The sequence below is a fragment of the Streptomyces sp. NPDC059582 genome, from assembly GCF_042735715.1.
Taxonomy (GTDB): domain Bacteria; phylum Actinomycetota; class Actinomycetes; order Streptomycetales; family Streptomycetaceae; genus Streptomyces.
On the sequence record NZ_JBHWCC010000031.1, the window covers coordinates 33,445 to 57,842 of the forward strand.

General features: G+C 68.8%; 19 protein-coding genes and 1 pseudogene. 10 read left to right on the top strand and 10 right to left on the bottom strand.

All coding sequences use genetic code 11. The features are described 5' to 3' along the window. Window positions 1-182: 182 nt before the first annotated feature. Together ACFV0T_RS24955 and ACFV0T_RS24960 are read left to right on the top strand one after the other, a co-directional pair. On the top strand, window positions 183-1,604 hold the full coding sequence (locus ACFV0T_RS24955) for a cellulose binding domain-containing protein (protein WP_385783126.1): 1,422 nt from the start codon (window positions 183-185) through the stop codon (window positions 1,602-1,604). Continuing rightward, on the top strand, window positions 1,601-3,046 hold the full coding sequence (locus tag ACFV0T_RS24960; RefSeq protein WP_385783129.1) for a polysaccharide deacetylase family protein: 1,446 nt from the start codon (window positions 1,601-1,603) through the stop codon (window positions 3,044-3,046). The genes ACFV0T_RS24955 and ACFV0T_RS24960 overlap by 4 nt, the downstream gene beginning before the upstream one ends. A gap of 136 nt (window positions 3,047-3,182) precedes the next feature. Here ACFV0T_RS24960 and ACFV0T_RS24965 read toward each other — a convergent pair whose 3' ends face one another. Then, entirely contained in the window at window positions 3,183-3,659 is a 477-nt protein-coding gene (locus ACFV0T_RS24965; protein WP_385783132.1) for a hypothetical protein, read from the bottom strand. Window positions 3,660-3,974: 315 nt separating this feature from the next. After that, window positions 3,975-5,441, bottom strand: a complete 1,467-nt coding sequence (locus tag ACFV0T_RS24970) for a calcium-binding protein (protein WP_385783134.1) — start codon at window positions 5,439-5,441, stop codon at window positions 3,975-3,977. A gap of 1,014 nt (window positions 5,442-6,455) precedes the next feature. Between ACFV0T_RS24970 and ACFV0T_RS24975 the strand changes: the two genes are divergently transcribed. From ACFV0T_RS24975 to ACFV0T_RS24985, 3 genes and pseudogenes are all read left to right on the top strand, one after another. Next, on the top strand, window positions 6,456-7,313 hold the full coding sequence (locus tag ACFV0T_RS24975; RefSeq protein WP_385783137.1) for an alpha/beta fold hydrolase: 858 nt from the start codon (window positions 6,456-6,458) through the stop codon (window positions 7,311-7,313). 324 nt (window positions 7,314-7,637) lie between these two features. Then, window positions 7,638-8,357, top strand: coding sequence for an SDR family oxidoreductase (locus ACFV0T_RS24980; protein WP_385783140.1), 720 nt, complete (start codon window positions 7,638-7,640; stop codon window positions 8,355-8,357). A 232-nt stretch (window positions 8,358-8,589) separates the two neighbouring features. Beyond that, window positions 8,590-8,688: pseudogene (locus tag ACFV0T_RS24985) on the top strand (IS5/IS1182 family transposase); the annotation flags it as partial. Between the two features lie 137 nt (window positions 8,689-8,825). Here ACFV0T_RS24985 and ACFV0T_RS24990 read toward each other — a convergent pair. Then, window positions 8,826-10,427 carry a TROVE domain-containing protein gene (locus tag ACFV0T_RS24990; protein ID WP_385783143.1) on the bottom strand — a complete coding sequence of 534 codons (1,602 nt, stop codon included), beginning with the start codon at window positions 10,425-10,427 and terminating at the stop codon, window positions 8,826-8,828. An 818-nt stretch (window positions 10,428-11,245) separates the two neighbouring features. After that, the gene (locus ACFV0T_RS24995) at window positions 11,246-12,547 is read right to left on the bottom strand and encodes an MFS transporter (RefSeq protein WP_385783146.1); all 1,302 of its coding nucleotides are present in this window, start codon (window positions 12,545-12,547) and stop codon (window positions 11,246-11,248) included. 45 nt (window positions 12,548-12,592) lie between these two features. Here ACFV0T_RS24995 and ACFV0T_RS25000 point away from each other — a divergent pair, with 45 nt between their 5' ends. After that, complete coding sequence (locus ACFV0T_RS25000; RefSeq protein ID WP_385783149.1) at window positions 12,593-13,207, top strand: TetR/AcrR family transcriptional regulator; 615 nt, start codon at window positions 12,593-12,595, stop codon at window positions 13,205-13,207. A 213-nt stretch (window positions 13,208-13,420) separates the two neighbouring features. Here the strand turns inward: ACFV0T_RS25000 and htpG are convergent, their stop codons facing one another. Beyond that, window positions 13,421-15,361, bottom strand: coding sequence for a molecular chaperone HtpG (gene htpG / locus ACFV0T_RS25005; protein ID WP_385783151.1), 1,941 nt, complete (start codon window positions 15,359-15,361; stop codon window positions 13,421-13,423). 402 nt (window positions 15,362-15,763) lie between these two features. On the opposite strand from htpG, the gene ACFV0T_RS25010 reads away from it, so the two are divergent. Continuing rightward, window positions 15,764-16,168: a hypothetical protein gene (locus ACFV0T_RS25010; protein WP_385783280.1), complete on the top strand. Its 405-nt coding sequence runs from the start codon at window positions 15,764-15,766 to the stop codon at window positions 16,166-16,168. Window positions 16,169-16,590: 422 nt separating this feature from the next. On the opposite strand, the gene ACFV0T_RS25015 is transcribed toward ACFV0T_RS25010, so the two are convergent. Both ACFV0T_RS25015 and ACFV0T_RS25020 read right to left on the bottom strand, forming a co-directional pair. Next, entirely contained in the window at window positions 16,591-17,040 is a 450-nt protein-coding gene (locus tag ACFV0T_RS25015; RefSeq protein WP_385783154.1) for a peptidoglycan-binding protein, read from the bottom strand. Window positions 17,041-17,709: 669 nt separating this feature from the next. Further along, entirely contained in the window at window positions 17,710-18,396 is a 687-nt protein-coding gene (locus tag ACFV0T_RS25020) for an alpha/beta fold hydrolase (RefSeq protein WP_385783156.1), read from the bottom strand. A gap of 111 nt (window positions 18,397-18,507) precedes the next feature. On the opposite strand from ACFV0T_RS25020, the gene ACFV0T_RS25025 reads away from it, so the two are divergent. Then, window positions 18,508-19,479 (top strand): helix-turn-helix transcriptional regulator, encoded by a 972-nt coding sequence (locus tag ACFV0T_RS25025; RefSeq protein ID WP_385783159.1) that lies wholly within the window; start codon window positions 18,508-18,510, stop codon window positions 19,477-19,479. A 257-nt stretch (window positions 19,480-19,736) separates the two neighbouring features. Here ACFV0T_RS25025 and ACFV0T_RS25030 read toward each other — a convergent pair whose 3' ends face one another. The 3 genes from ACFV0T_RS25030 to ACFV0T_RS25040 form a co-directional block, all read right to left on the bottom strand. Further along, window positions 19,737-20,141 (bottom strand): transposase family protein, encoded by a 405-nt coding sequence (locus tag ACFV0T_RS25030; protein WP_385783283.1) that lies wholly within the window; start codon window positions 20,139-20,141, stop codon window positions 19,737-19,739. A gap of 422 nt (window positions 20,142-20,563) precedes the next feature. Further along, window positions 20,564-21,901, bottom strand: coding sequence for an MFS transporter (locus tag ACFV0T_RS25035; protein WP_385783162.1), 1,338 nt, complete (start codon window positions 21,899-21,901; stop codon window positions 20,564-20,566). Then, window positions 21,898-22,563 (bottom strand): ArsR/SmtB family transcription factor, encoded by a 666-nt coding sequence (locus ACFV0T_RS25040; RefSeq protein WP_385783165.1) that lies wholly within the window; start codon window positions 22,561-22,563, stop codon window positions 21,898-21,900. Before ACFV0T_RS25040 ends, ACFV0T_RS25035 begins: the two co-directional genes overlap by 4 nt. Window positions 22,564-22,970: 407 nt before the next feature. Here ACFV0T_RS25040 and ACFV0T_RS25045 point away from each other — a divergent pair, with 407 nt between their 5' ends. Together ACFV0T_RS25045 and ACFV0T_RS25050 are read left to right on the top strand one after the other, a co-directional pair. Next, a complete protein-coding gene (locus ACFV0T_RS25045; RefSeq protein ID WP_385783168.1) occupies window positions 22,971-23,171 on the top strand; it encodes a hypothetical protein in 201 nt (66 codons plus the stop codon). A 65-nt stretch (window positions 23,172-23,236) separates the two neighbouring features. Then, window positions 23,237-23,818: a dihydrofolate reductase family protein gene (locus tag ACFV0T_RS25050; RefSeq protein WP_385783171.1), complete on the top strand. Its 582-nt coding sequence runs from the start codon at window positions 23,237-23,239 to the stop codon at window positions 23,816-23,818. The last annotated feature ends 580 nt before the right edge of the window (window positions 23,819-24,398 follow it).

The window sequence follows — 24,398 nt, forward strand, 5'->3', positions numbered from 1 at the left end:
GACCTGCGCAACGCCCTCGGGTGCGAAGATGCTCCACGCCGCCGGCTCCGCAGGCGAGACGGCTGCTGTTCGTGTCGTGGTCGAACGGCTTCGGAACCCGCACACGCCGTACAGCCGACGGGTGCTGCGGAAACCGGCGTATGTGTACGTTCCTAAACCTTTTGAATGCGGAGGATCTCGTGGTGTCAACCGGCCGCCGGACACCCAGACGTCGGGTCTGGCCCAAGGTCAGGCTCCTTCTCCTCGTCGCGGCGGTCGTCGCAGGGGGGACCGCGCTCTACCCGCTGTGGCGCACAGCGCACCCTGCGCCCTCCGACCTCGTCGTCCGGTACCGCACCGACACCGCCGGCGCCGTCCAGGCCGCCAAGCCGTCGCTGGAAGTCTTCAACCAGACGAAGAAGCCGATAGCGTTGAGCGACATCACGCTGCGGTACTACTTCACCGCGGACGGGAACGCGCCGTACACCTTCAACTGCGTCCAGGCCGCCGTCGGCTGTTCGCACATCGCGGGCTCCGTCCTCGCACTCGACGACCCCACGCCCACCGCCGACCACTACCTGGAGATCAGTTTCACCTCCGGCGCGGGCTCCCTGTCGCCCGGCGCCAACAGCCGGGGCATCGACCTCCAGCTCTACCGTGTCGACCACAAGCCGCTGGACCAGTCCGACGACCGCTCCTTCGACGCCGGGATGACCAGCTACAAAGAGGCGAAGAAGATCACCGCCTACCACCGTGGTCTACTCGCCTGGGGTGAGGAGCCGACCGGGGACAAGGGATCACCATCGGCCTCCCCCAAGGCCGCCACGGCCCCGACCGTCCCGCCCGGGGTACTGTTCGACAACTTCGGCTATCTCGGCCCCAAGGACCCCGCGCTCTTCAACCACGGCTGGCTGGTCCGCACCAGCAAGGGCGGCCCGGGAATCGAGGACACCTGGTCGGCCGACGGCGTCAGCTTCCAGCACGACCCCAAGGCCCTCGGCGACGGTCAGGTCCTGCGGCTACGAGCAAGCACCGACGGCACCAAGGCCGGCACACAGCAGGCCAGCCTGGGCACGTCCAGCCAGGCGTTCCGCTCCGGGACCTACGCCGCCCGCGTCCACTTCACCGACGCTCCCACTTCCGGCGCCAAGGGCGACCACATCAACGAGACCTTCTACACCATCGGCGGCACGGGCTCGACATACAGCGAGCTCGACAACGAGTACATGCCCAACGGGGGTTGGGGCCGGCCCGGCCCCAAGCTCGACAACGTGACCTGGCGCAGGATCGACGACCGCGTCTACAACACGACGCACAGGAGCCTCGCCACCGGCTGGCACACCGTCGTGGTGACCGTCAAGGACGACGTGGTGACCTACCGTCTAGACGGCGAGAAGATCTACACCACCAGCGGCAAGTACGCACCGCGGGCGGGCATGTCCGTGAACTTCAGCACCTGGTTCATCGACCTGCCGTTCAAGGGCGAGCGCACCTGGGACATGACGGTCGACTGGTTCTATTACCACGCCAACACCTCGCAGTCCGTCACGGAGGTCGAGGCGGCGGTCAAGGGTTTCAGCAGCAACGGCCTCAACTACTTCGACGCTTCCAAGGAGTCCCCGTGAGCAGTGAGCGCTCGACTTCGCTCGGAAACGCACTGAGCCGACGCGCCACTTTGCGGCTCGGCGGGGCCGCGGGCCTCATGGCTGCGAGCGGAGTGCTCCTGGACGACACGACCGCCGCAGCGGCCCCTTCGGCGACGATCGGCGGTCTGGCCAACCGCCCGCCGTACGCTCCGTCGGGGCGTCGCCCCCGGTACCGCCGCGCCACCTGGTCCCAGCAGTTCCAGTCCGGGCACGGCTGGAGCGCGACCGGCTCGGGCACCGCGTCGGCCCAGCTGAACGACACATCCTCCTTCGTACGCGGCACGCAGGCGGTCCGGGTCACCACCACAGGTACGGGCCAGCAGTCCTCCGTCCGCAGGACCGGCGCGCCCGCGCTGAACCTGACGGGCAAGATGATCAGGCTCGTGTTCCGCGTCGAGGACACGACCCGCCTGTCCAAACTCTCCTTCTACCTCGGCACGAGTTCCCTGGCGAACTACTTCCTCTGGCAGTTCCACACCCACGCCGCGGGCACGACCAACTATGTGCAGTCCGGGGAATGGGTGACGGTGCACCTCCAGTGGGCCGACGTCGTCGGCGCCGCGGGCGCGTACTCGATCTCCTCGGCCGGCGTCCCCTCCACCAAGTCCGGCTTCACCGACATGTCGTTCGCGGTCTACGACAACGCGGGTGGCCCGGTGACCTATCAGCTGCAGGCAGTCGAGTTGATACCCGACACCAGCTCCGTCTTCCCGAACGGCGCGGTCTCGATAACCTTCGACGACTCCCACACCTCGGTACACGGCATCGCCCGGCCGGTCATGGACGCGTACGGGTTCTCCGGAACCGTCTACAACATCGCCGACGCGATCGGCACCGGGAACTTCCTGACCATCGACCAGATGCGCTCCCTGCAGGACTACTCGGGATGGGAGATGGCCGGACACTCCTACGCCACGAGCGCCCACACGGCAAGCTACGGCAAACTCACCGCGCAGCAGGTGGACAACGACCTCGGCACCCTGCGTGAGTGGCTCGTGTCCAACGGCTTCACCAGCGAGCACTTCGCCTATCCGCACGGCTCGTTCGAGAAGACGACGGACGGCGTCCCGGTCGACCTGATAGCGAGCCGGCACTTCACCACGGCCCGCTCGATCATCGCCGAGACCATCGAGTCCTTCGGACCGGCGATGCCCTACCGTCTCAAGGCGCTGACCGGCGTCACCGACGGCACGGGCCTGGGAGGCGCCGCGCTGTCGAATCTCACGGCCGCGGGCGGCCGACTCGACCGCTGCGCACACAACGGCGACTGGCTCATCCTGTGTCTGCACCAGGTCGTGGACGGCGCTCCGTCGAGCAGTACGCAGATCAGCCGCACCGGCCTCACCACCCTGATGAAGGCGATCGCGGACCGGGGCATTCCCGTGGTGACGGTCGCGGAGGCGATGGAGTACTACGCGTAGAGGTCGCCGATACCCCTACGGCTGTCAGGCAGCACCTCGTGAGGCTTGCCGACCGGGGTATCGACGAGGCGCTCAGGACACCGGCGCCGCCCGCCCCGACCGTGCTCCACCGGGACGGGCGGCTTTCGGACAACGGTCAGATGCCGCTGGGCCGGTTGACGATCCAGGTCTTCCGCTCGGTGGAGAAGCCCGGGTCAGTGGTCGGCTTGCGGTGCAGGTCGACCTGCACCTTGGGGTCGGTACTGTCGACGGTGATCGTCAGAATCCTGTTCGTCCAGGCCGCGTTGCACTCCTTCTCTGTCTTCTGCTGGGTATTGCCATACAGATTCCACCAGTTGGCGATACTCACCCGGCCGCAGTAGCCGTCACTCGACATGTCCTTGATGTCTGCCTTGAGGGTGACCCACTGCGCCCCCGTGGTCAGGTCCTTGTACCAGGTGACGGTGCCGTTGCGGAGGCTGGCCCTCACTGCGCCCGAGGCGGAGAAGTCACCAGGGCCGAAGGGTACGACCTTGTAGACCGTGTCAGGGGCAGCCGAGGCAGTGGACGGGACTGCCACCATCGTGGCCAGGACAGCACCGGCAGCCGCAGCACCGGCCCAGATTTTCCTCATGTGTTACACCCTCCCCACACTCGCCATGCGCGTCCTGCAGGTCGATTACCTGCCGGCGTGGCGAGATTTGACCGTATCTTTGCGATCTCAGTCAGTGGTTGTCAATGACATGTCACGAAGCCGGTCGGGCGAGTTTCACACGTGGAAGCCGACGGAACGCGGGGGCGGCAACTCTTCCGAGGCTCACCTCCTCCTCCGGCGGCCCCCGCCAAGGCCGCAGCGGACAGGACGAGTTGCGAAGTGGACCGCGGCACCCACCGACCCGGCGCTGGAGTCGGGGCCGCCTCGGTGGGTGCGCGTGTCTGATGTCGTTTCTCAGACGGAGCAGCCGGGTCCGGTGACGGGGCGGGCGCAGACGTTCAGGCCGGCGCCGCCGTTGTTGGTGTTGGTGCCGGGGCCACCGTCGAGGACGTCGGGGCCGTCGCCGCCGAACAGGGAGTCGTTGCCGTCGCCGCCGGTGAGGACGTCGGCGCCGTCCTGACCCTCGACGCGGTCATTGCCCGTGCTGCCGGAGACGCGGTCGTTGCCGTCGCCTCCGCACAGGATGTCGTTGCCGCCACGGCCGTCGATGACGTCACTGCCGCCGAGACCGAAGATGACGTCGTCCCCGGGCGTGCCGATGAGAGTGTTCGGCAGGTTGTTCCCGGTGATGGTGGGCGTCGCGGTGGCGCAGGTCAGCGGGGCGGACGGCTGCACGGTGATCGTGAACTGCCGCGAGGCCGTGGGCACGCCCGGGGTGGGGTCGGTCGCGGTCACGGTGAAGGTGAACATGCCGGTCGTGGTCGCAGTGCCGGCGATCGCTCCGGTCGCCGGGTCGAGCGTGAGACCGGGAGGCAGCGACCCGGTGGTGACGGCGAAGGTGGGCGCAGCCGTGCCGCCGGTCGTCTGCAGAGTGGTGGAGTAGGGCGTGCCCTGGGTCGCGTTGGGCAGCGGGCTGGTCGTGACGAACGCCAGGTCCGTGACCTCGAAGCTGATGATCACCTGGGCCGCGCCGGCGGCGGGGCCGGAGGTACCACCGGCCGGAACCAGGTTCGAGCCGCCACCGCCGGTGCCGGAGCCGAACTGGCCGGGGGCGAGCTGGAAGCAGCCGCCTCCTCCTCCGCCGCCGAACCAGCCACCGCCACCGCCGCCGCCCCCGAGGTTGACGCTGGCACCTCCCGCGCCGCCCGCTCCCGGGGCGCCGATGACACCAGGGGAGTCCAGACGGCACGCAGTTCCTCCGGCGCCGCCCGCGGTCTGGGTTGCACCTCCGCCGCCTCCGGCCCCACCGGGCAGACTCCCGCCTGTTCCACCGGTGTTCCCGGCCGCACCGCCCGGCGTCGGATTGTTGGTGCTCGCGTTGAAGCCCGGCGCCGATCCGCCGCCGCCACCCGCCACGATCAGCCGCGGATCGGTGCCGGCGTTGCCGGTGAGAACACAGCCGGGCGCGGTCGAGTCACATGTGCGGACATCGCTGGAGCCGCCTCCGGCGCCACCGTTGCGGGCCGGGAACTGGCCGGTTCCAGCCGCACCGCCACCGGTGTCGACGTTGACGAATTGGGTCGAGCCCGGGGTGACGGTGAGCGTGCCGGCCACCTCGGCACCGGCACCCGGCGTACCGCCCTGTTGGGCCTGGAAGCCGGCGGCGCCGGTGGCGGTGACGTTCAGTTGGGTGACGCCGGACGGCACCACGAACGGCTGGTTCGCACCCGCGTTGAAGGTGCGGGTGATCGTCGCCGCGAAAGCGGGCGGCGCCACCGACACCACGGTGGTGGCCGCCGGAAGGGAGCTGACAGCGAGCATCAGGGCGGCCTGCCGGGCCGGGCCACGCCACGACCTCCCCGATACCGACGGTCTCTGCCCAGAACCGTGCCGAGTGACCTTGAGCGCCACGCGCAACACTCCTTGTGATGGGGCGGGCCCGCAGCCGCCGGGGCGGGGCGACCGCCGGGTGTCGCGACCCACTGCCGGACCGCTCCAGGATCAAGCCACACCCGATCGCGCGCCGCGCGGCACACACGCGCTGCCGCAGACCCGTTTCCACCCATTGGACGTGACACTGCACTCCGGTGGCTTCCGCGCCGGTCGGTCCTCCCCTGGGTCGCTATGCGAGCGGCACTGCGACGGGGCCTCAGCCCGACGTGGCGGCGCCCCCAGCCACCGGTGCGAGCAGGGCGGGAGGCAGTTCGCAGGCCCAGGCGATACGGAGTACCGGGGCTGTCGCCGGCTCTCCAGGACCGGGCTTCGACCCACCGGGCACCCGGTCTGTTGTTCTCGCGGCAACGCCGACAGCCGTCATTGCCGATGGCGAACGCTGATACGGGAGAAGGCGATCACCAGGGCTACTGAGCCGGCCCTACTCGGCCCTCATAGCAGCCAATCCCTGCCCGGCCTGGACGCCGGCCGGCATCCGGCGTAGTGGCTGGTCGACCGCGCGCTCATCTTGGCCGACGATCGCGTTCAGTCATAGCCGCGGCGCACGGAGCACGCAGGGAGAGCAGAGAATCGAATCGACGTTCGATGACTCGCCCCGGACCGTCCGCGCACCTGCACCCTGCGGGTGTGACACGACATGCGGCCGGCGAGCGCCATAGCGGCCCTCGGCGGGGTTCTCCTGACCCGATCGGCCCGAGCTTCTTGCGGACCCGACGCACTTCGTAGCGATTCAGCAGCGCCCCTTGTCACATTTCGTCCCGCTACTTCATCAATACGGTGAAATCGCCAGCAGGGTCCGTCTTCCACATGGATCATCTCCGGCCCTGCGGCCTCCAGGTCACCGCAAGCCGACGACCGCCCGTCATGCTTTGGAGGGTCTCCATGTTCAGTACGTCCAAGAGGATGCGCCGCGCTCTTCTCACCACCCTGGCCGCCACCCTCGGCACAGCCGCGGTGGTCACCCCCGTGGCCACCGCAGCCCCCGGGCACCAGCCGGCCAAACACCGCCCGACCGTCGTCCTCGTCCATGGCGCCTGGGCGGACGCCGCCGGATGGAACGGTGTGGTCAAGCGCCTGCAGGCGGACGGCTACAAGGTGACCGCCCCGGCCAATCCGCTGCGCGGTCTGGCCAGCGACTCCGCCTACCTCGCCGCCTATCTCAAGACGATCCCCGGCCCGGTCGTCCTGGTCGGCCACTCCTACGGTGGCGCGGTGGTCACCAACGCCGCCACCCAGAGCTCGAACGTCAAGGCGCTCGTCTACGTCGCCGGCTTCGCCCTCGACAAGGACGAGAGCGGCAACGAGATGTTCGCCAAGTTCCCGGGCTCGCACCTCACCGACGACCCGGCCGCGCCGGTGCCCACCGCGCTCAACGCCGTTCCCCTCCCCCCGGCCGGCGGCAATACGGGGGTGGACCTCTACATCAAGCCGGACAAGTTCCGCGACGTCTTCCTCAGCAACCGCCTCACGACCTCCACCGCCGCCTCCCTGGCCGCGACCCAGCGCCCGATCAGCGCCCAGGCGGCCGGGGACGCCTCGGGCACCCCGGCCTGGAAGACCATCCCCTCCTGGTACCTGGTCTCCAGCAAGGACCACGTCATCCCGCCGGCCGCCGAGCGCTACATGGCCAAACGCGCGGGCTCCCACACCGTCGAGGTCAACGCCCCGCACGCCGTCCATGTCACCGACCCGGACGTCGTCACCCGGCTCGTCGAGCGAGCCGCCTCCCACGCGCACTGAACCGGCGGCCCCGCCACGGCACGCGGTGCAGCGGCGGGGCCGGCGGTGCGGCCCGGCGCAATGACGCCCCGGGCCGCACCGCCCGGTCCGCGCTGCGGCGGCCGCAGCGCCGACCGCAGCGCCGACCGCAGCGATCCGGCACCGTCCGGAGCAACAACGAAGCAGACCGTGCCGGCTCCGGCACCACAGCACACGCTGCCGGGCGGTGTCCCCACGGAGCGGCTTGACATCGCCCACCCGCACGGGCCACCCGGCCCTCGGGCGAGCGCTCCACCCCCACACCCACAAGCGACGCGCCGACCAGCGCAGCATAGGAGCGAACCCATGACCCGCAGGCGCGTACTCATCACCGGCGCGTCCAAAGGCATCGGCCGCGCACTCGCCGAGCAGCTGGCAGAAGAAGGCCATACCCCTGTGGGAATCGCCCGCAGCGCACCGCAGTCCTTTCCCGGCGAGTTCCACGAAACCGACCTCGCCGACCGCGCAGCCACCGATCAGGTCCTCGGCGCCGTGCTGGAGGCGGGACCCGTCGACGCCGTCGTCAACAATGTCGGATCGGTACGACCCGCACCCGTCGGGAAAGTCACCCTGTCCGACCTCGACGCCGTACTCGACATGAACGTGCGCACCGCCGTCCAGGCCGTCCAGGCGCTCCTGCCCGGCATGCTCGAACGGTCCTGGGGGCGCGTGGTGAACACCACCAGCCTGGTCACCCTGGGACTGCCCGACCGAACGTCCTACGGTGCCGCCAAAGCCGCCTTGGAATTCCTGACCCGAGGCTGGGCCGGAGAACTCGCCGCACACGGCATCACCGTCAACGCCGTCGCGCCGGGCCCCACCGAGACAGAGTTGTTCCGGCAGAACAACCCGCCCGGATCGGCCGAAGCCGCCCGCTACCTGGCCAGCGTTCCCATGGGAAGACTCGGACGGCCGGACGAGCTCGCTGCCGCCATCGCCTTCCTGCTCTCCGAGAAGGCCGGTTTCATCACCGGCCAGATCCTGCGCGTCGACGGTGGTGCGAGCATCGGCCGCAACACCGCCTGACAACCACCGACACAGCAGCACGCACCGGCACCACACGCCGAGTCCGTAGGACGAGCTGAGTGCTGCCACGACCTGCGGAGGTATCTCCGCAAGTCATGCCGCACGAGCCGTGGGGCTTCGACAACCTGGTTGCGCAGCAAGCCGGTTGACCCAAGGGCACGTCGAGGAGGAGGTGAAGCTCCTGGTGGACGGGTTGCCGACCGAGATCAACCCCTCCCGCCCGGAGCTTGACGTGCTTGTCCACGTATCGGAGATCGATCCGTCCAGCTCGGCCCTGCGCCACCTGTCCGACCTGCGGACGGCCCGGCGCCGTGAGCGCGGCACGCGCTGGCCTCTCCGGTGCAGGTTCGGGCACATGGCTGCCGCCCTGCCGCCCTGCCGTACAGGGCGGTACCGTCCCCGCCCTGCCGCCCTGCCGTACAGGGCGGGGACGGTACCGCACACCGGCCGGAGGACGACACCCGTGGGTCAGGCCGGCTCGGCGGTCCACGGCCAAGCGGCCTCACGGCCTGCCTCGATGAGGCCGACCATCCGGAACGCGGCGTCCGTCAGGCCGCCGAAGGTGTGCCGGTGGGGGCCCGTGGGCCCGTGGGCGGGCAGGTACCCCGCCAGGTTCCACGTGTAGACCGGAATGTCGGCCGGGACCGGTTCGGCCGGCCCGCCGCGGCCGCTGGGGGCGGCCTGCTCGTCGGTGACGATCAGAACCCGGTCGTGCCCTCGGTAATGCGTCCGCACCGCCGTCGTGGTGTGCGTGCCGCCGAGACGGTGAAACCGTTTCAGCACCTCCAGCACCGGCTCGCCTGCCGCGAACGGCACCTTTGCGCTGCTCCAGCCGAACTCCACCAGATCCGCCTGTTCGGCCCGCATGGCCAGCGCGGTGCCGAAGACGGCCGCCGCGTCCGCCCGCGTCAGCTTGGACCGCTCGGAGACGGTGTCCCAGAACATGGAATCGGACCGGTCCACCAGGATCAGTGTCCGGCCGGGCAGGGCCGGTACGTTGGCCAGGGAATGGCCCAGGGCTCGTTCCAACGCGGCCGCCCAGCGCTGCGACGGCGCGTGCTGGTGGGCGGCCAGGTAGCGGAAGGGGAACTGCCGGGACCGGGCGACCTCGGAGGGGTCCGAGAGCCTGGCCGCAACCCGGGCCGCGATGTCGTCCGAGATCCCCGCCTCGTCGAAGTTGCGCAAGTTCCGCAGGAGCGCCATCGGCGCCATCGTGGGGATCACGGCTTCCCAGACGGCGGCGTCCATCGGTCCGTGGAGCCAGCCCGCCAGTGCCTCCCACGTCATGCCCGCGTCGGCCAGCCGTTGGGAGCCGCCCGGCCCGGTCGCCACCGCCCGCCGTTCGTCGGCAGGCGACTCCATCAGCGCCCGGTTGGCGGTCAGCAGGTTGTCGCAGGGCGGCACAACCGCCTGCTCCGGGTGATGGCGGCGATCCAGGGCGTACCGGAAGAGCGCGCTCTGCCAGGGCTTGTCCGGGTCAGGGGAGGCGTGCACCAGGTTGAGCACGTCGCCGAAGCGGAAGTCCTTGGAAGCGGTGTCGTACTTGAGCAGGGACCGGGACGTGTACAGCCTGCGTACGCCGTCGGCGATGCCTCGCTTCACGGGCTGGGGCACGTTCCGCCCGTACACCGAGATCCAGTAGGCGAGCAACTCGCCTGGTTCGTCGGCGCGTTGGAGCACCGAATCGATCACGGACCGGTTGGAAGGACCGCCGGACGCTACGGCCGCGAGCCGGGCCCGTACGTAGGCGGCGGCGCCGACCAGGGACGCAGTGCGCATGTTGCCCTCACCGCGAAGCCAGCGCAGCAGGCCGGCCGTCCATGTGGGGTCCTGGACGGCGAGTTCACCGACGAGACGAGCGTACCGGTCGTCGCGCTCCTCACCGCTCTCGTAAAAGGTCCGCTGCGACACGAAGTTGCCTACGGCCAGGAGGAAGAGCTCCTCACGGGGCTCCCGGACGAAGGCCCGGCCACCCGCGTACGTGCGCAGGTCCGGCCTGGCGGGAAGGTGGTGGTGCTGTGGTGTGGGCAGGGAGCGCGCGGTTGCCGAGACATGCGGGGTCACAAGCATCTCGGACCAGATCTTGGAGACGCGTGGGGTGTAGCGAGGCAGCGAATCCCCCCGGATTCAAAGGAGTGGCCGACCCTCCGGCCACAGGGGCCGACGGGAAGAAGACGCCCGCGCCTGCCGAGATCAAAGAGGGCGGCGGCGTCACTTGGTTGTCAGAAGGAAGTAGCCGCAGCCGAGCGCATCGTCAGGCGCGGTCGCGATGCCAACCTACAAGGGCGGCCGGGCCGCGCACCATCGATTAACGGCAGCCTGTTCCCGGAGGTGCGGCATGGGCGCCGCCGGCTCCGGTGATCCGGCTGACGGCAGACCGCCGGCCCGGACCGAAGCGGGAGTAGTAGGGGTGCGGCGGACGGGGCCCTGTGCCCGATCCCGGCTGCGATTGACGTAACGGATGGCGCGCAGCACGCCCGGCCCGTCGCTCGATCCCGAGCTGGGCTCCACTCCGCCGCGTCGCTGTCTGCCGGTGTCACGCCACGGCCGGAAGCGTTGTGGACAGTCAACCAGGCGCCGGACTACGGCGTCTCCCGCCACTGTCCGCCAGTCCTGAACCGCCAGATCACGCCTTCGAACTGCTGCGGCGGTCGTTCGCGGTACGGGCCGTACTCGCCGATCGACAAGGACGGCCCGATGAACTTCCGTTCCGCGTCAGTCGCTTGCAGTCGCGTCAGGCGAGAAGACCCACCGGTCCGGACCTGTATGCCGCTTCACCGGTGATCACCTGCCGCTGCCGGTGAACCCGTCCACAGGTACTGGCAATTTCTCCCTGCTCCGGGCGAAGGCTTCGCGGAGAACTGGTGCCAGCCCCCTCCCGGCACGGCTCATCGGTCACGCTCCGACTGCCTATCTCCCGTACGTCGTCGGACCGCATGAACCCTTGACGCCGTCGCACCATCTGGTGTTGATCTGTCGTTGCCGGCGGGACGCATGCTGACCAGGCTTGCGGCGAGCAGCAGAGCGCCGCCGATGTAGAAGGGGGCGCGAAGCCCGAAGGCGTCGGCTTCAAAACCCGCGAGGGCAGCGCCGAGCGTGGTTCCGCCGCCGATGACCATCTGGTAGGCCATGCCGACGCGTCCCAGTAGGTGAGCGGGGACGAGTGTCTGGCGGAGTGACACTGCCGTCACGTTCCACGCAAGGTTCGCCGCTCCGTACGCAGCGATGCACGCTCCAGCGGCGAGGCCCGAGGAGGCCGCGCCGGCGGCCACCGCGGTGCCTGCAGTGGCCGCAGCAGTGAGCCGCAGAACTCGCGGGGTTCCGAAGCGGCCGCTCAGGCGAGGAGTCGCCATCGCCCCCGCTACGCCCCCGATCGCGAAGGAGGCGACCAACAGGGCGAATCCGAGGCTGGTCAGGCCCAGGATCTGCCGGGCGTAGAGCACCAGAATGGCGATAAGACCACCACCAACAAAGTTGGTGATCCCAGACGTCAGGCAGAGGCGACGCAGTAATGGCTGGTGCCAGAGCCAGCGCACCCCCTGACTCGTGTCGCCGAGCAACGTCCTCCAAGGCTTTGGTGCGGCTTGCGACTGTGGCCGGAAGTCGCCGCTCAGCGTCAAGGCCAGGATGGCAGCGGCCGCGAACGACGCCGCATCCACGGCGAAGGGAAGCGTGGCAGCGACGCCGAAGAGCAGCGCGCCCAACGGGGTGCCTAGGAGAGTGTCGGTGATGAGAGAACCGGCCTGCAGACGGGCGTTGGCGCGCGTCAGTTCCGAGGAGGCAACCAACGTCGGCACGATGCCTGACCAGGCTCCGTTATAGAGGGTCTGTCCGAGCCCGAGAAGGAAACCGATGCCGGCCAGCAATGGGACCGTCATCGCGTGCACTGCCACCGCGACAGCGAGTGCCCCGACGATCAGGGCTCGGACAGCGTCGACGACCCACAGGATGCGGCAGCGGTCGAGGCGGTCCGCTATGGCGCCCGAGAGGAGGCCGAACAGCAGGAGGGGCAGTTGTTCGGCCACATAGACGAAGGCGACCTGGCGAGGGTCGGAAGTGAGCTGAGCCGCGAGCAGCGGCAGAGCGACGAAGCGCATCCCGTCGCCGAGGCTGGAGACGGTGACAGAGGCCCAGATGCGCTGGAAATCCGGCCCGAGCTTCGTGCGCGTGATGCCACTGGCCAAGAACATGAACTAGACTCTGGTTCATGTTTTGCGCAGGTGTCAAGGAGTTCGATGGTTGAGCAGGTGCATAAGCCGCAGCAGCAACGCAGCCGAGAGAAGGTCGCTCGCATCCTTGAGGTGACAGCCTCTCTGTTGGAGACGACCTCCTACGAGGATCTGGGTACCAAGCTGATCGCCGCCGAGTCCGGGGTATCGGTCGGTGTGCTGTACCGGTACTTCGCTGACAAAGAGGCGATCGTCGCCTCCCTGGTACGCAGTTGGCTTCAGCTGGATGTGCAGATCGCCGAGCGCGTCACAACCGAGCCTCTGCCCGAACGCTCACAGGACCTGCTGGAGAAGCTGATCACCGCCTACGCCGACCGCTTCCGCAAAGAGCCCGGCTACCGTCGGATCTGGTATCACGGACCACGCATCGCGTCGCTGCGAGCCGACACGCGGCGGACCGACCGGGAGATCGCCGACCGGATGCACTGGGCACTCGTCCGCGGCTATGCGATGCCTGACACGGACGAGTCACGTCGACGGGGTCGGCTCGCTGTCGAGGTCGGCAGCAACCTCCTCGACCTCGCCTTCCGCGACGACCCCATGGGGGACACGGAGACACTCGCCGACGCAGCACTCATGATGGATCGTTACCTCTTCGCCCCACCGACCGGCTCGGACTGAGGCCAGCCCCTGCAAAGACGCCGTCACCGGAGCGACGTGAGTGGGCCATCGGCCGGCCCTGTCACAGACAAAACAGGTCGGCCGTCCTGGAGGAGATCAGGGATATCGGGCCGGGCCCACTGCGGAGTTGGGCCGGCACGCGCATGCCTTGGGTGCGGTGGGCCGCGTCACATCGTCGCGTCGGATCGCGGCCCACCGACCAAGGCCGGCTGGCTAGACGGCCAGGTGGTCTGCCATGAGCTTGGTAAAGCCTGCCGGGTCCTTCAGCGCACCGCCTTCGGCGATGAGGGCCATGCCGTAGAGCAGTTCGGCGATTCCCGCGAGGCGGCCCGTAACGGCGTCGTCACCGCGTTCGGCGTGGGCCTTGTTGAGGCTTCCGACGAGCACGTGGCCTGGGTTGAGTTCCAGGATGCGTTTCGTGTGCGGGACGTCCTGGCCCATGGCCCGGTACATGTTCTCCAGCGCCGGGGTGATGTCGTGGGTGTCCGAGACGAGGCAAGCCGGGGAAACGGTCAGGCGGGTGGACAGCCGGACCTCCTTCACGTCCTCCGCGAGCGCCTCGGTCATCCACGCCAGCAGATCCGCGTACTCCTTCTTCCGGCTCTCGCGCTCACTGTCGGTCTGTGTGTCCTGCTCGCCGGCGTCCAGTTCGACCACGCCCTTGGCGACCGACCGAAGCTGCTTGCCGTCGAAGGCTGGCACCGTGGTGACCCAGACCTCGTCGACCGGATCGGTCAGCAGCAGCACCTCGATCCCCTGCGCGCGGAAAGCCTCCATGTGCGGGGAGTTCTCGATGGCCTCCCGCGAGTCGCCGGTCAGGTAGTAGATCTCTTCCTGGCCGTCCTTCATGCGCTCCACGTACTGCGCCAGCGTCGTTGGTTCGTCAGCGTCGTGCGTGGAGGCGAAAGAGCACAGCGACAGCAGAGTGTCACGGTTCTCATGGTCGCCCAGCAGGCCCTCCTTCAGAGCGCGGCCGAACTCCCGCCAGACGGTGGCGTAGCGGTCGGGGGCGCTGGTCATCAGGTCCTTGATGGTGGACAGGACCTTCTTGGTCAGGCGCCTGTGGATCATCTGGATCTGCCGGTCCTGCTGCAGGATCTCGCGGGAGACGTTGAGCGAGAGGTCCTGGGCGTCGACGACGCCCTTGACGAAGCGCAGATAGGGCGGCAGCAACTCTTCGCAGTCGTCCATGATGTGGACCCGCTTCACATACAGCTGCAGGCCACGCCGCTGGTCGCGGGTGTACAGGTCATGGGGAGCGTGCGAGGGGAGGAACAGCAGAGCCTGGTACTCGAAGGTCCCTTCCGCCTGCAGCCGGACGGTCTCGACCGGGTCCAGCCAGTCATGGCTGATGTGCTTGTACAGCTCGTGGTACTCCTCATCGGACACCTCCTCCCGCGCCCGCGCCCACAGTGCCTTCATGGAGTTCACTGTCTCTTGATCCGCCGGGGCCGACTCGGCACCCTGGCTGTCGTCGCCGTTCGCGTCAGTTGCCGCAGCCGTGTGCACGGGCATGCGGATGGGCCAGGTGATGAAGTCGGAGTACCGCTTGACGATCTCGCGGAGCTTCCACCCGTCGGTGTAGTCGTGAAGTTGGTTCTCCACGTCGACGGGCTTGAGGTGGAGCGTGACCGTCGTGCCCTGCGGGGCCTCGTCGGCTGCCTCGACCGTGTAGGTGCCCTCACCGTGCGAAGTCCATCGGGTGCCCCGGCTCTCACCTGCCCGCCGGGTCACTACGGTGACCTCATCGGCCACCATGAACGCCGAGTAGAACCCGACACCGAACTGGCCGATCAGCCCAGCCGCGGCTTCCGCGTCATTGGTGTCCTTCAACTCCTGCAGCAGCCGCGCCGTCCCGGAACTGGCGATCGTGCCGATGAGAGCGACGACCTCCTCACGGGACATGCCGACGCCGTTGTCCCGCACGGTCAGCGTTCGCGCCTGAGCGTCCGCCTCAATTGCGATGTGCAGATCGGAGATGTCCACCGCGAGCGTGTCGTCGCGCAGCGCCTCCAGACGCAGCTTGTCCAGCGCGTCGGAGGCATTGGAGATCAGCTCCCGCAGAAACACATCTTTGTTCGAATAGATCGAATGGATCACCAGCTGCAACAGCTGACGCGCTTCTACTTGAAACTCGTGGATCTCAGCCGACATGACGGGCAAAACCTCCGTAGACCAGAAGTGCGAACACGACAGAACCGCACTCTAAAACGCGCGCCGCCAACGCCGCGCCGGCAACCGGAAACGGCTACGCCACGACACCTGCGGCATAGCACCGTATATCGACCCGGGACACCCGTCAGCAAGCTTCCCGACAGGCCGGTACGCGTGCACTGTGCCGCCGCTCTCCGAGCCCCGTGGGGCCCGGGTGCTCGCCGCCGCCGGGGGCTACGACACTCCCTCCCTCCCTCGTCGGCGTACGAACGCGCCGACCACCGGCCCCAAGGAACCCTCCTCTACCTGTCACTCCCCTGAGCAGCAGCCCTCACCACACGAACCCCGGAAGTGAGTACGCGCGCTCAGGACGGTGTTCCGGTGGGCTGGAAACCTGAGGACATGATTCAAGGACCGCTGAAGGATGTCCGCCAGATGATCTCGATACCCGTGCTGGCGGGGGTGGCGCTCGCGATTTGGGCCGCGTGGCTGGGCTGGGACCAGCGGCGTGACGTGCACCCCGACGGCTCGACGACCGGTCCCTACGAGGCGTGGCAGGTCGCCGGGCTGGTGCTGACCCTGCTGGCGTCGGTCTGCTGGGCGGCATCGCGCCGGTACGTCGTGGGCGCCGTGTTCGGCACCACCGTCGGCCTCACCGCTGCCGCCTGGGCCGACTGGTCGGACGACGCCAGTGGCCTTTCCGCGATCGGGGTGGGCTTGGTGATGGTGGGGAGCCTTGCCGCGACCGCTGCCGTGTCGTTCATCATCGCCGGCGTGAACAGAAGCGGGTCCGATCGCGCTTCTTGACGGTGCCTGACGTGCACATCGACAGTTCGTGCGCCGAGACCGGACATGCCTGACCGTGTCGCAGTCGACCAGGCGAGTGTTCGCTGCCGGAGCACTTCACGCGCCTGCGCCGATGTCAGGAACTCGTCGTCCGTCCGGCGCACTCGTCGCCCGTCCGGCGCACGTGTCGGCCGTCGCCGACGGTCGGCGACTCCTCCTCGCCCAGACCGGGACGCACCGCCCTTCACAACGGCCGCACGGGCACGCGCAGCACATTGGCCGGCATCGCACGAGCGACCTCCCCGCGGGCCGTCTCCGTTCTGCTAGCGAGAAAGCACGAAGGACGCATCCCAGCGGGCGTGCTGTTCCCACCGCGGCAGGACGAGCACACCCGCGGACGTCGTGAGGGTCGTCACGAGCGAGGTCGCTCCGGAGAACTGCCCTTAGAAGAACCAGCAGCCGCTGTGTGTTGCCGACCGCCACAGCAGCAGGTCGCGGGTGATCGGGCCGTACACTCCGTCGATGTCCGCAGGAACGTCGGTCTTGTAGTCCTGCGCCTCGGTCAGTGCCTTCTTGGTGTTCGGACCGAAGTCACCGTCTTCTGCCAGTGGCCAGTAACTCTTGTCTGATCCATAGGCGTTGTAGAAGCACCTGTTCAGCGCTCTCTGAAGTTCCTGTACTGCCGGGCCCGAGTTGCCTTGTGCGAGCGCGCACGTGGTGGAACCAGTCGCCGAGTACGCCGGTACTCGGATGAGGAACTTGTTGTATCCCTCAACCGCCTTGACGGTGTTGCATGTCGGGGTCGCCGCAGCTGCCGACGGGGCGTTCACGAAAGCCCCGCCGATGGCAAGCAGGGTCGCCGCGGCGGCGGTGATGGCTCGTGCTCGTCTCATGGGTCCTCCTGGTAGGAGTCGACCGGGCTCGTGCCGAGTCAACACGCACACTGTCCAGGCAACTTCGCCAATGTGGGCGGCAGTTGGGACGAGCAGACGGTACCGGCAACCCTTGGCCCAAAGCCATAGGGACGCCGGCATCGACGTGGACGCTCTGCGTGTCCACCACCGCCGGCCGGGCCGCCGTCCCCCAGATCTTCTTCACCCGCCCTGGGGCCGCCGCCGTGAGCCTGACCGCCGACCAGGCAGCCGACGCCGGTCACCGGATCAAGACCTCGACGTCGACTTCAACACCGCCCACGGCGCCCACCTCTACGCCGACAACAGTGCCGTTCTGTGACGAGACGCATTCTCATGCAGAGGCTGCCCGCCTGCCCGGCGACTGCCCCCGTGCGTGACGGCGTGCGCCTCACTGTTCGGGGGCAGAGGCTGAAGGACGTGTTCAGTCAGCTGTGCAGGGTATGGGCGCCCTCGACCGCCTAGGCCGGATCCTGGTGCGGAGCCCGCACCAGGCTCACGCGGCGAACCGGTCGCCGGTCGCGTCTTCGATCCTGATGCATGACCTACAGGCTAGATGCGCTACCGAAGATCCCGTTGCCGCGTTCGGCGAGTTCCGCGAAGGCGTCCCAGGTGGAGGCGTCCAGGGGGCGGCCCGTGTACGGCGTGGGCTCAGGCCTCGGCGGCCGCTGCGGCCAGGAGCCGGGTGAGCTCGACCGGCTCGGTGGTCATCGGCCAGTGGCCCGAGTCGATGTCGACGAAGTCCAGGTGCCTGGTGCGGGCGACCTCGGGCACGTCACCGGCGTCGATCCACTCCCGGGCCTGGGCGGGGGTGAACTCGGGGCACACGAGCAGCATGGGCACGTCGAACCGCCGCTCGTCCTTCAGCCGCACCGTGCCCTTGGCCACCCCCTCGGGCACGGGGATCGCCACCGACGCGATGCGGCGGCGCGTCTCCTCGTCGAGGTCGGCGGAGTCCGGTCCTTCGAACGGGCCCCAGCCGGGAAAGGGCATCACGCCGTCCTTGGTTTCGAAGAAGTCGGCGTACGGCTGCCCGTCCGCGGTCGGGAAGCCTCCGATGAGGACGACCTTGGCGATCCGCTCCGGCCGCGCGTCGGCGGCCAGCCAGGCCAGGGTGCACGCGGCGGAGTGGCCGACCACCATGGGTTTCTCGGGCGCCGCGTCCACGGCGGCGAGCACCGCCGCCACCTGGTCATCCAGCGTGGCGGACGCAGCGCCGTCACCCTGACCGGGGAGGGTGAGCGCTCGGGGGCGGTGGCCGAGTTCCTCGAGCGCGGGCACGACGTCGTCCCAGGCGGATCCGTCGAGCCACAGGCCGGCGATGAGCAGGATGTCCATGGATCAGGTCTCTTTCCCGTGAAGGCCGTGAGGTCGGTCAGTGCCATCACGCTACGGCCAGTTCCGGACAATCAACTTCCGGTATGTCGCGTGACCACTTAATCTGCTCGGGTGCCGACCGATCTCAGCCCCACCGCGCGAGCCCTGCGCACCCTCGAGATCCTCCAGTCGCGCACCACCGGCGTGACGGCCGACGAGCTCGCCGCGTCCCTGGGTGTCACGGAGCGGGCCGCGCGCCGGTACGTCGGGATCCTCCGGGAAGCGGGCATCCCCGTGCACTCGACCCGGGGCCCTTACGGCGGGTACCGGCTGGGGCGCGGGGCCAGGCTGCCGCCGGTTGTCTTCACGGAGCCGGAGGCGCTGGGCCTGGTCATGGCGGTCCTCGACGGTCAGCCGGCGGCCGCCGACCCCGATGCCGACGACCTCGTCGGTGCCGCCCTGGGCAAGGTCATCCGGGCGCTGCCCGAGAGCGTCGGCCGACAGGCGGCCGCCCTGCGTGAGCACGCGTCCGCGGCGCCCGACCGGAACCCGTCCCGTCCGGATCCCGCCCTCACGAGCACACTCGTCGCGGCCGGCGCGGCGCGACGCCGCGTGCTGGTCACGTACCGCGGTGAGTCCGGCGACGAGTGGGAGGCCGAGGTGGACCCCTGGGCGGTCGTCGTCCGCTACGGCCGCTGGTATCTCTTGTGCCACTCCCACCACTCGGACGCGATCCGCACCTACCGGATCGACCGGGTCCGCGCGGTCCGGCAGACCGCCCATGGCTTCGAGATGCCCGACGGTCTCGACCCGGTGGCGGCGCTGGAGGAGAACCTGGGCAAGGGGTGGGAGTTTCCCACGCGGGTGGTGTTCGACGTCCCGATGGCCGAGGTGGTGCCGTGGATCCGGCCGCCCATGGGACGGCTCGAACCGTCGGGAGACGGGTGCGTGCTCGTCGGCAGCACGAGGAATCCGACGATGTACGCGCAGGAGTGGCTGGCGCGGCTGCCGTTCGCCTTCCGCGTCGAGGGCGGGCAGGAACTGCGCGCGGCGGTGGAAGCGCTCGCCACGCGTCTCACCGCCGCCGTGACGGACGAACCCTGAGCGTTCATCGCGAACGCCCGTTCCCCGCGCTCTACTTGACGTTGCTCGCTGTCCTCCGAAGAGTCTCGGCGGGTGTGGATCATCTGCGCCAAACGGAGGATCATGCGGGGACTGTGGACCGCGGTGCCGGCGCTCGGGGCACTGCTGAGCCTCACTGAGCGATGTTCATCCTGAGTTGCTGGTCATGGGGCTGGTGTGACTTCGCTTCGGGGCGCGTATGCCGGTCAGGGGCAGGTGTCTGGGCGGTAGTTCGTCTGTCAGCGCGCGACTTCGCTGTTCGTCAGGACGAGTAGGGCTCGAAGCGGCATCGTCGCGTGGCGGGCGCCGAGGCGGAGTTCGGGCAGAATGTGCCGGTTCTTCAGGTGGGCGAAGGCGTCCTCGCAGGCCGCGCGTTCGGTGGCGAGCAGCTTGTTGGCCCCCTTCTGAGCGGGGGTCAACGGCCTGGCGTAGGCGGCCTTGAACCCGGTGACCAGGACCGGGTCGTCGGGGTCGTCGTCCAGGCCGATGAAGCCGAGATCGCCGATCGCGCCCAGCCCGACCTCACGCGGTTGCTCGATGACGTCGTTGTGGCGGGCAGTGGTGATATCCGAGGACCGCCCCCGCCGGCTGGCGGAGATCCATACCAGGCGGCCCCGGGTGTCGGTGATGGCGAGGAACCGCAGGCCGTGGCCTCGGCGTTGCCGGAGTAGTCGCGGCGGTTGTCCGCGCCGGTGCGGCGGCGGGTACGGATCAGGGTGCCGTCGAGCGGTACGACGTGGCCACCCTTACGGATGATTCGCTTCAGCGCCCGATCGGGTCACTCGGCGCGGGCGGCCGACAGCCGGCGAACCTCGAGCACCCAGCGGCGCACGGTGGTGTGGGAGACCCCATTGCCGCCGGCGATGTCCAAGTGCCGCTGGTCGTGGCGGAGTACGGCCAGGACAATGGTGGTGATCTTGCCGGGCGGGAGCTTGCGCCACCGCGAGCGGATCCTCTTCAGGTGGCCGCGCAGCAGGTCTCCGACGAGCGTGAGAGTGGCCGTGGACAGCAGCGGAGCGAAGGTCCGAAGACCTCGGAGGGAAAGGACACCCTCCCTTCGGGAGGGTCATGTCGATACATTCGTACTGCTTTCTGAGGTGTCTTCCTTTGCATGCCGCTTCAGGACACCCCGCCCGCCCGTACGGTCCATCTCGCGCCATTCCGGCCGCAGTCCCGCCAGGTTCGTGGTGAGGAAGTACGCGGCTCCGCAGGCGAGCAGCACCGGCGCGAGTCCGGCTGTGGCCACCGCCGCCCCAGCGAGCAGGCCGCCGAGAGGGATCCCGGCCCAGGCCAGCGAGTCACCGAGCGCGTTGACCCGGCCAAGCATGCGGCGTGGCACCCGTTCGAAGAGGACAGCCCCCAGCACTGGGTTGATAAAGCCGGCACCGAACCCGCTGACGGCGAAGACGGCCAGTACCGCCCCCAGCGGGGCGTCGAAGGCGAGGATCAGGAATCTCGGTGCCCCGGCCAACAGGAAGCCGGTGAGAACTACCACTCTGCGGCGCAGCCTGTGCGCGGCCGCCGCGGCGATCAGACTCCCGGCAACCGCCGCGGCTCCCATCACACTGCCCATCAGGCCGATCGCAGTCGGCCCGTTGCCGGACTCCCTGGCCCAGACGGGGATGAGCACCGTACCGATCGCCGCGTCCAGCAGGTTGGTGATCCCCACCATGACGATGACGGTGAGCAGCAACGGCTCGCCGCGCAGGAAGGTGAAGCCCTCGCCGAATCGCCGCCAGTAGCCCGGTCCCGTGTCGTCTGCCGTTGAGGAGGCTTCCACGGTTGCGTGCCCCATGCCGCGCGGCAGCGCCAGCCCGATGATTACCGATCCGAGAGCGAAGGAGGCTGCGTTGACGACAAGCCCTGTCAAAGGGCCGAGCAGTGTCACCAGGGCGCCGCCGGCCGCTGGGCCAACGGTGGAAGCAAGCCGCTCGATCACTCCGGACAGACCGGTGGCCCGCTCCAGCGGTACCCCACCGCGCTCAGCTGCTTCCGGCACCATGACTTCCTTGGCCAGATCGCCTGGGCCACGGGCCGCGCCGATCACGGCGACCAAGGCCAGCAGGAGCGGAAAGGACAGTAGGTGCAGGGCGTGGAAGAGGGGAACCACAGCAGCGGCGGCCGCGCTGACAAGATCCGTGGTCCAGGAAACAGCCCGCGGGCCGATCCGGTCCACCAGTGGCCCGGTGAACGCCTTGACCACCACGTAGGGCGCCATCTCGAAGAAGGCGACCAACCCGGTCTGGGTTGCGCTGCCAGTCGTCACGAGCACGAACCAGGGCAGTGCCACGGCCGAGATCCGAGTACCGGTCAGCGACACGGCCATGGCCGCCAGCACCCCGCCCAGCGGCCGTAAGGACCGCCTGCCGGATATGTAGTCAGCGCCCACAACACCCTCCCTCATGGCCTCTCCGTTCCTGACGCGTCCTCAGGACCGGCATGGACTGCGGCCGCTGTGGACGCGTCCAGCTCGGGCAGGAGGTAGGTGATGACGGCGACGCGTTCGGCTCCTTCGGGGGCCCTCGCCGCCGCCTCCGGCGTATCCCGCCGGTAGCGGGCGATGACGTCCCGCAACTCCTGGTACAGAACGGCGGTCTCCTCGGGCGTGAGCCGAAGGGCCCAGTCGCTCATGTCGAAAGAGTCCCGCCACGCGCGCGGCATCGTCTGCAGCTCGTTCAGCGTCTGCTGAGTGCGCAGGGTGTAGATGGCGGCGACAGACTGCAGGTAGGCAAGTGTGGCTTCGGGCTCCCGCTCGGTCAGGTCTGGGTCGTTGAGCCAGGTCGTCCGATGTACCGAGCGCCACCAGCGCTCTCGCGCGTTACCGCGTTCCGTGTCCTCCTCGACAAATCCGGCCGCGCCGAGCTGGCGCAGGTGGTAGCTGGCCGTGCCGGAATTCACGCTCAGTCGTTCCGCGAGGCGGGTAGCCGTGGACGGGCCGTACTTCCGCAGCAGCCCGACCAACTGCACGCGCACCGGGTGCGCCAAGGCGCGCAGCCCCTTGGCATCCAGGACAACCGCGTCCGCTTCGGTTTGCGGGCCATCCGGCCCCACGTTCGGGTCAGTCATGCCGTACACCCTAGACCGCGAAGACTTGTTCGCAAAGACTTCTTCGCGAACAAGTCTTCGCAATCGCACGGCCGTTACAACGCCACTGCTCACCTTTCGACCGGCACCTGAACAAGATCAGTGGGCGGCGACTCGCGGCCGGAACGACTCCGGATCATGCCGAGAGGCGGTGTCAAAGGCGACATGCTCAAGAACTTGAGAGGCAAAGCAGGGGCGGCAGATCATCCCCTCAACGGGGGCACTGGAGGCCGTCGCCGCCGCGCTGCGGCCGGCCGCGCCGAACGCGCCCACCTGTACGATCTCGCCGGCCCAAGCCTGGCTGCTGGACGAAGCCGACCGTTCCCCTACCCGGACCGGGAACAGGTCGCGCCGAAGCGGCTGGCCCGCACCTACGCTTCGCCGCCACCGTGTTCGCGATCGGCCCCGCCGGACCGATCGACTGGGGCGACCTCGCCGGTGGCGCAGGCTACTTCGACCAAGCCCACTTCGGCCACGAATTCCGGGCGTGCGCCGGGCTCACGCCGACCCGGTACGTCGAAGTCCGGCGGCGGTTCCTGCGCGAACATCCCGGTAACGTGCTGAACGGCTGTCCCCTGCCGCCCGATTGACTTCCTACGAGAGCGACAGCTCACGGCACGCTAATTTGGGGCACCCCAAAGCAGAGGAGAGCCCCGTGGGCAAGGTGGTCATGTACAGCTCGGTGTCGGTGGACGGCTTCGTCGCGGACGAGAATGACCAGCCCGGACCGCTGTTCGACTGGTTGTCCAGCGGTGACGTCCCGTTGGACGAGAGCGGCGGGCTGAAGGTGTCCCAGACGTCCTACGACTACACCCGGCCGTACTGGGACCAGATCGGGGTGACAGTCGTCGGCCGCCACGTCTTCGACCTGACGGACGGCTGGGACGGGAAGCCTCCGGGCGGGATCGACCACGTGGTCGTCGTGTCGCACCGGCCGGAGCCCGAGGGCTGGGACCCCGAGGCGCCGTTTCACTTCGTCGACGGCGTCGAGGCAGCCGTGGCCAAGGCGCAGGGGCTTGCGGGTGACCGCATGGTCGAGGTCGCCGCCGGCGACGTCGGTGGCCAGGTGCTTGCCGCGGGTCTGGTCGACGAGGTGCGCATGGACGTCGTACCCGTGGTGTTCGGGTCCGGCAAGCGCTACTTCGGGTCGGTCCACGCGCAGCACCTGTTGGAGGATCCTGACGTGGTGATTGAGGGCAACCGGGTGCTTCACCTGCGCTATCGGGTGCGCCGTTGACCGATCTGAGCGGGTACGCGAACACGTCCACCGCGAACGGTGACACAAGATCGGGCCTCCGGCTGCGTTTGCGCATCGCTGTCTCTGGTCGGGCAGCCGACACCGATCCGCCCGGGTACCTCACCTGCGGCAAGTTCGACTCAAGATCAGCTCAGTCACTCCTCGCCGTTCAATGACCACGCCCTGAGCCCGACCCACATGAAACCGCCGCCCCAGGTCCAGATCAAGCGCCGGCACGGCTGGTCAAGGAGCCCGCCGACTGGCCAACGCAGCGGTCGCCAGGCAAATCCGACCATCGGCATCCCGAAGTCGGCGGTCTCAGAGGTTGGGCGTGCCTATCCCCCGAGCCAGGTCATGAAGCGCGTGCGTTCTTCGCCGCACCGGCCGTTGTCGGAGGCTTGGGCGCTTTGGGGGCTGAAGGTAGAACCGTACGGTCCGGAGGTGAGCGCGCACGCTTCCCGTACGGGCTGCAGAGCCCAGTAGCCGAATGCGACCAGGGCCACGACCAGCAGGATGGTCAATGAGGGGCGGCGGGCTATCGGGGAAGGCATGACGTGATGCTATCGGCGCGTCACAAGCA

What these genes read in the sequence shown, in the direction of transcription:
- htpG (WP_385783151.1), bottom strand. Translation starts at nt 15,361, where the DNA reads ATGTCGGCTGAGATCCACGAGTTTCAAGTAGAAGCGCGTCAGCTGTTG.
- ACFV0T_RS24965 (WP_385783132.1), bottom strand. Translation starts at nt 3,659, where the DNA reads ATGAGGAAAATCTGGGCCGGTGCTGCGGCTGCCGGTGCTGTCCTGGCC.
- ACFV0T_RS25035 (WP_385783162.1), bottom strand. Translation starts at nt 21,901, where the DNA reads ATGAGGGAGGGTGTTGTGGGCGCTGACTACATATCCGGCAGGCGGTCC.
- ACFV0T_RS24995 (WP_385783146.1), bottom strand. Translation starts at nt 12,547, where the DNA reads ATGTTCTTGGCCAGTGGCATCACGCGCACGAAGCTCGGGCCGGATTTC.
- ACFV0T_RS25000 (WP_385783149.1), top strand. Translation starts at nt 12,593, where the DNA reads ATGGTTGAGCAGGTGCATAAGCCGCAGCAGCAACGCAGCCGAGAGAAG.
- ACFV0T_RS25040 (WP_385783165.1), bottom strand. Translation starts at nt 22,563, where the DNA reads ATGACTGACCCGAACGTGGGGCCGGATGGCCCGCAAACCGAAGCGGAC.
- ACFV0T_RS25020 (WP_385783156.1), bottom strand. Translation starts at nt 18,396, where the DNA reads ATGGACATCCTGCTCATCGCCGGCCTGTGGCTCGACGGATCCGCCTGG.
- ACFV0T_RS24990 (WP_385783143.1), bottom strand. Translation starts at nt 10,427, where the DNA reads ATGCTTGTGACCCCGCATGTCTCGGCAACCGCGCGCTCCCTGCCCACA.
- ACFV0T_RS25015 (WP_385783154.1), bottom strand. Translation starts at nt 17,040, where the DNA reads ATGAGACGAGCACGAGCCATCACCGCCGCCGCGGCGACCCTGCTTGCC.
- ACFV0T_RS24970 (WP_385783134.1), bottom strand. Translation starts at nt 5,441, where the DNA reads ATGCTCGCTGTCAGCTCCCTTCCGGCGGCCACCACCGTGGTGTCGGTG.
- ACFV0T_RS24980 (WP_385783140.1), top strand. Translation starts at nt 7,638, where the DNA reads ATGACCCGCAGGCGCGTACTCATCACCGGCGCGTCCAAAGGCATCGGC.
- ACFV0T_RS24975 (WP_385783137.1), top strand. Translation starts at nt 6,456, where the DNA reads ATGTTCAGTACGTCCAAGAGGATGCGCCGCGCTCTTCTCACCACCCTG.
- ACFV0T_RS25010 (WP_385783280.1), top strand. Translation starts at nt 15,764, where the DNA reads ATGATTCAAGGACCGCTGAAGGATGTCCGCCAGATGATCTCGATACCC.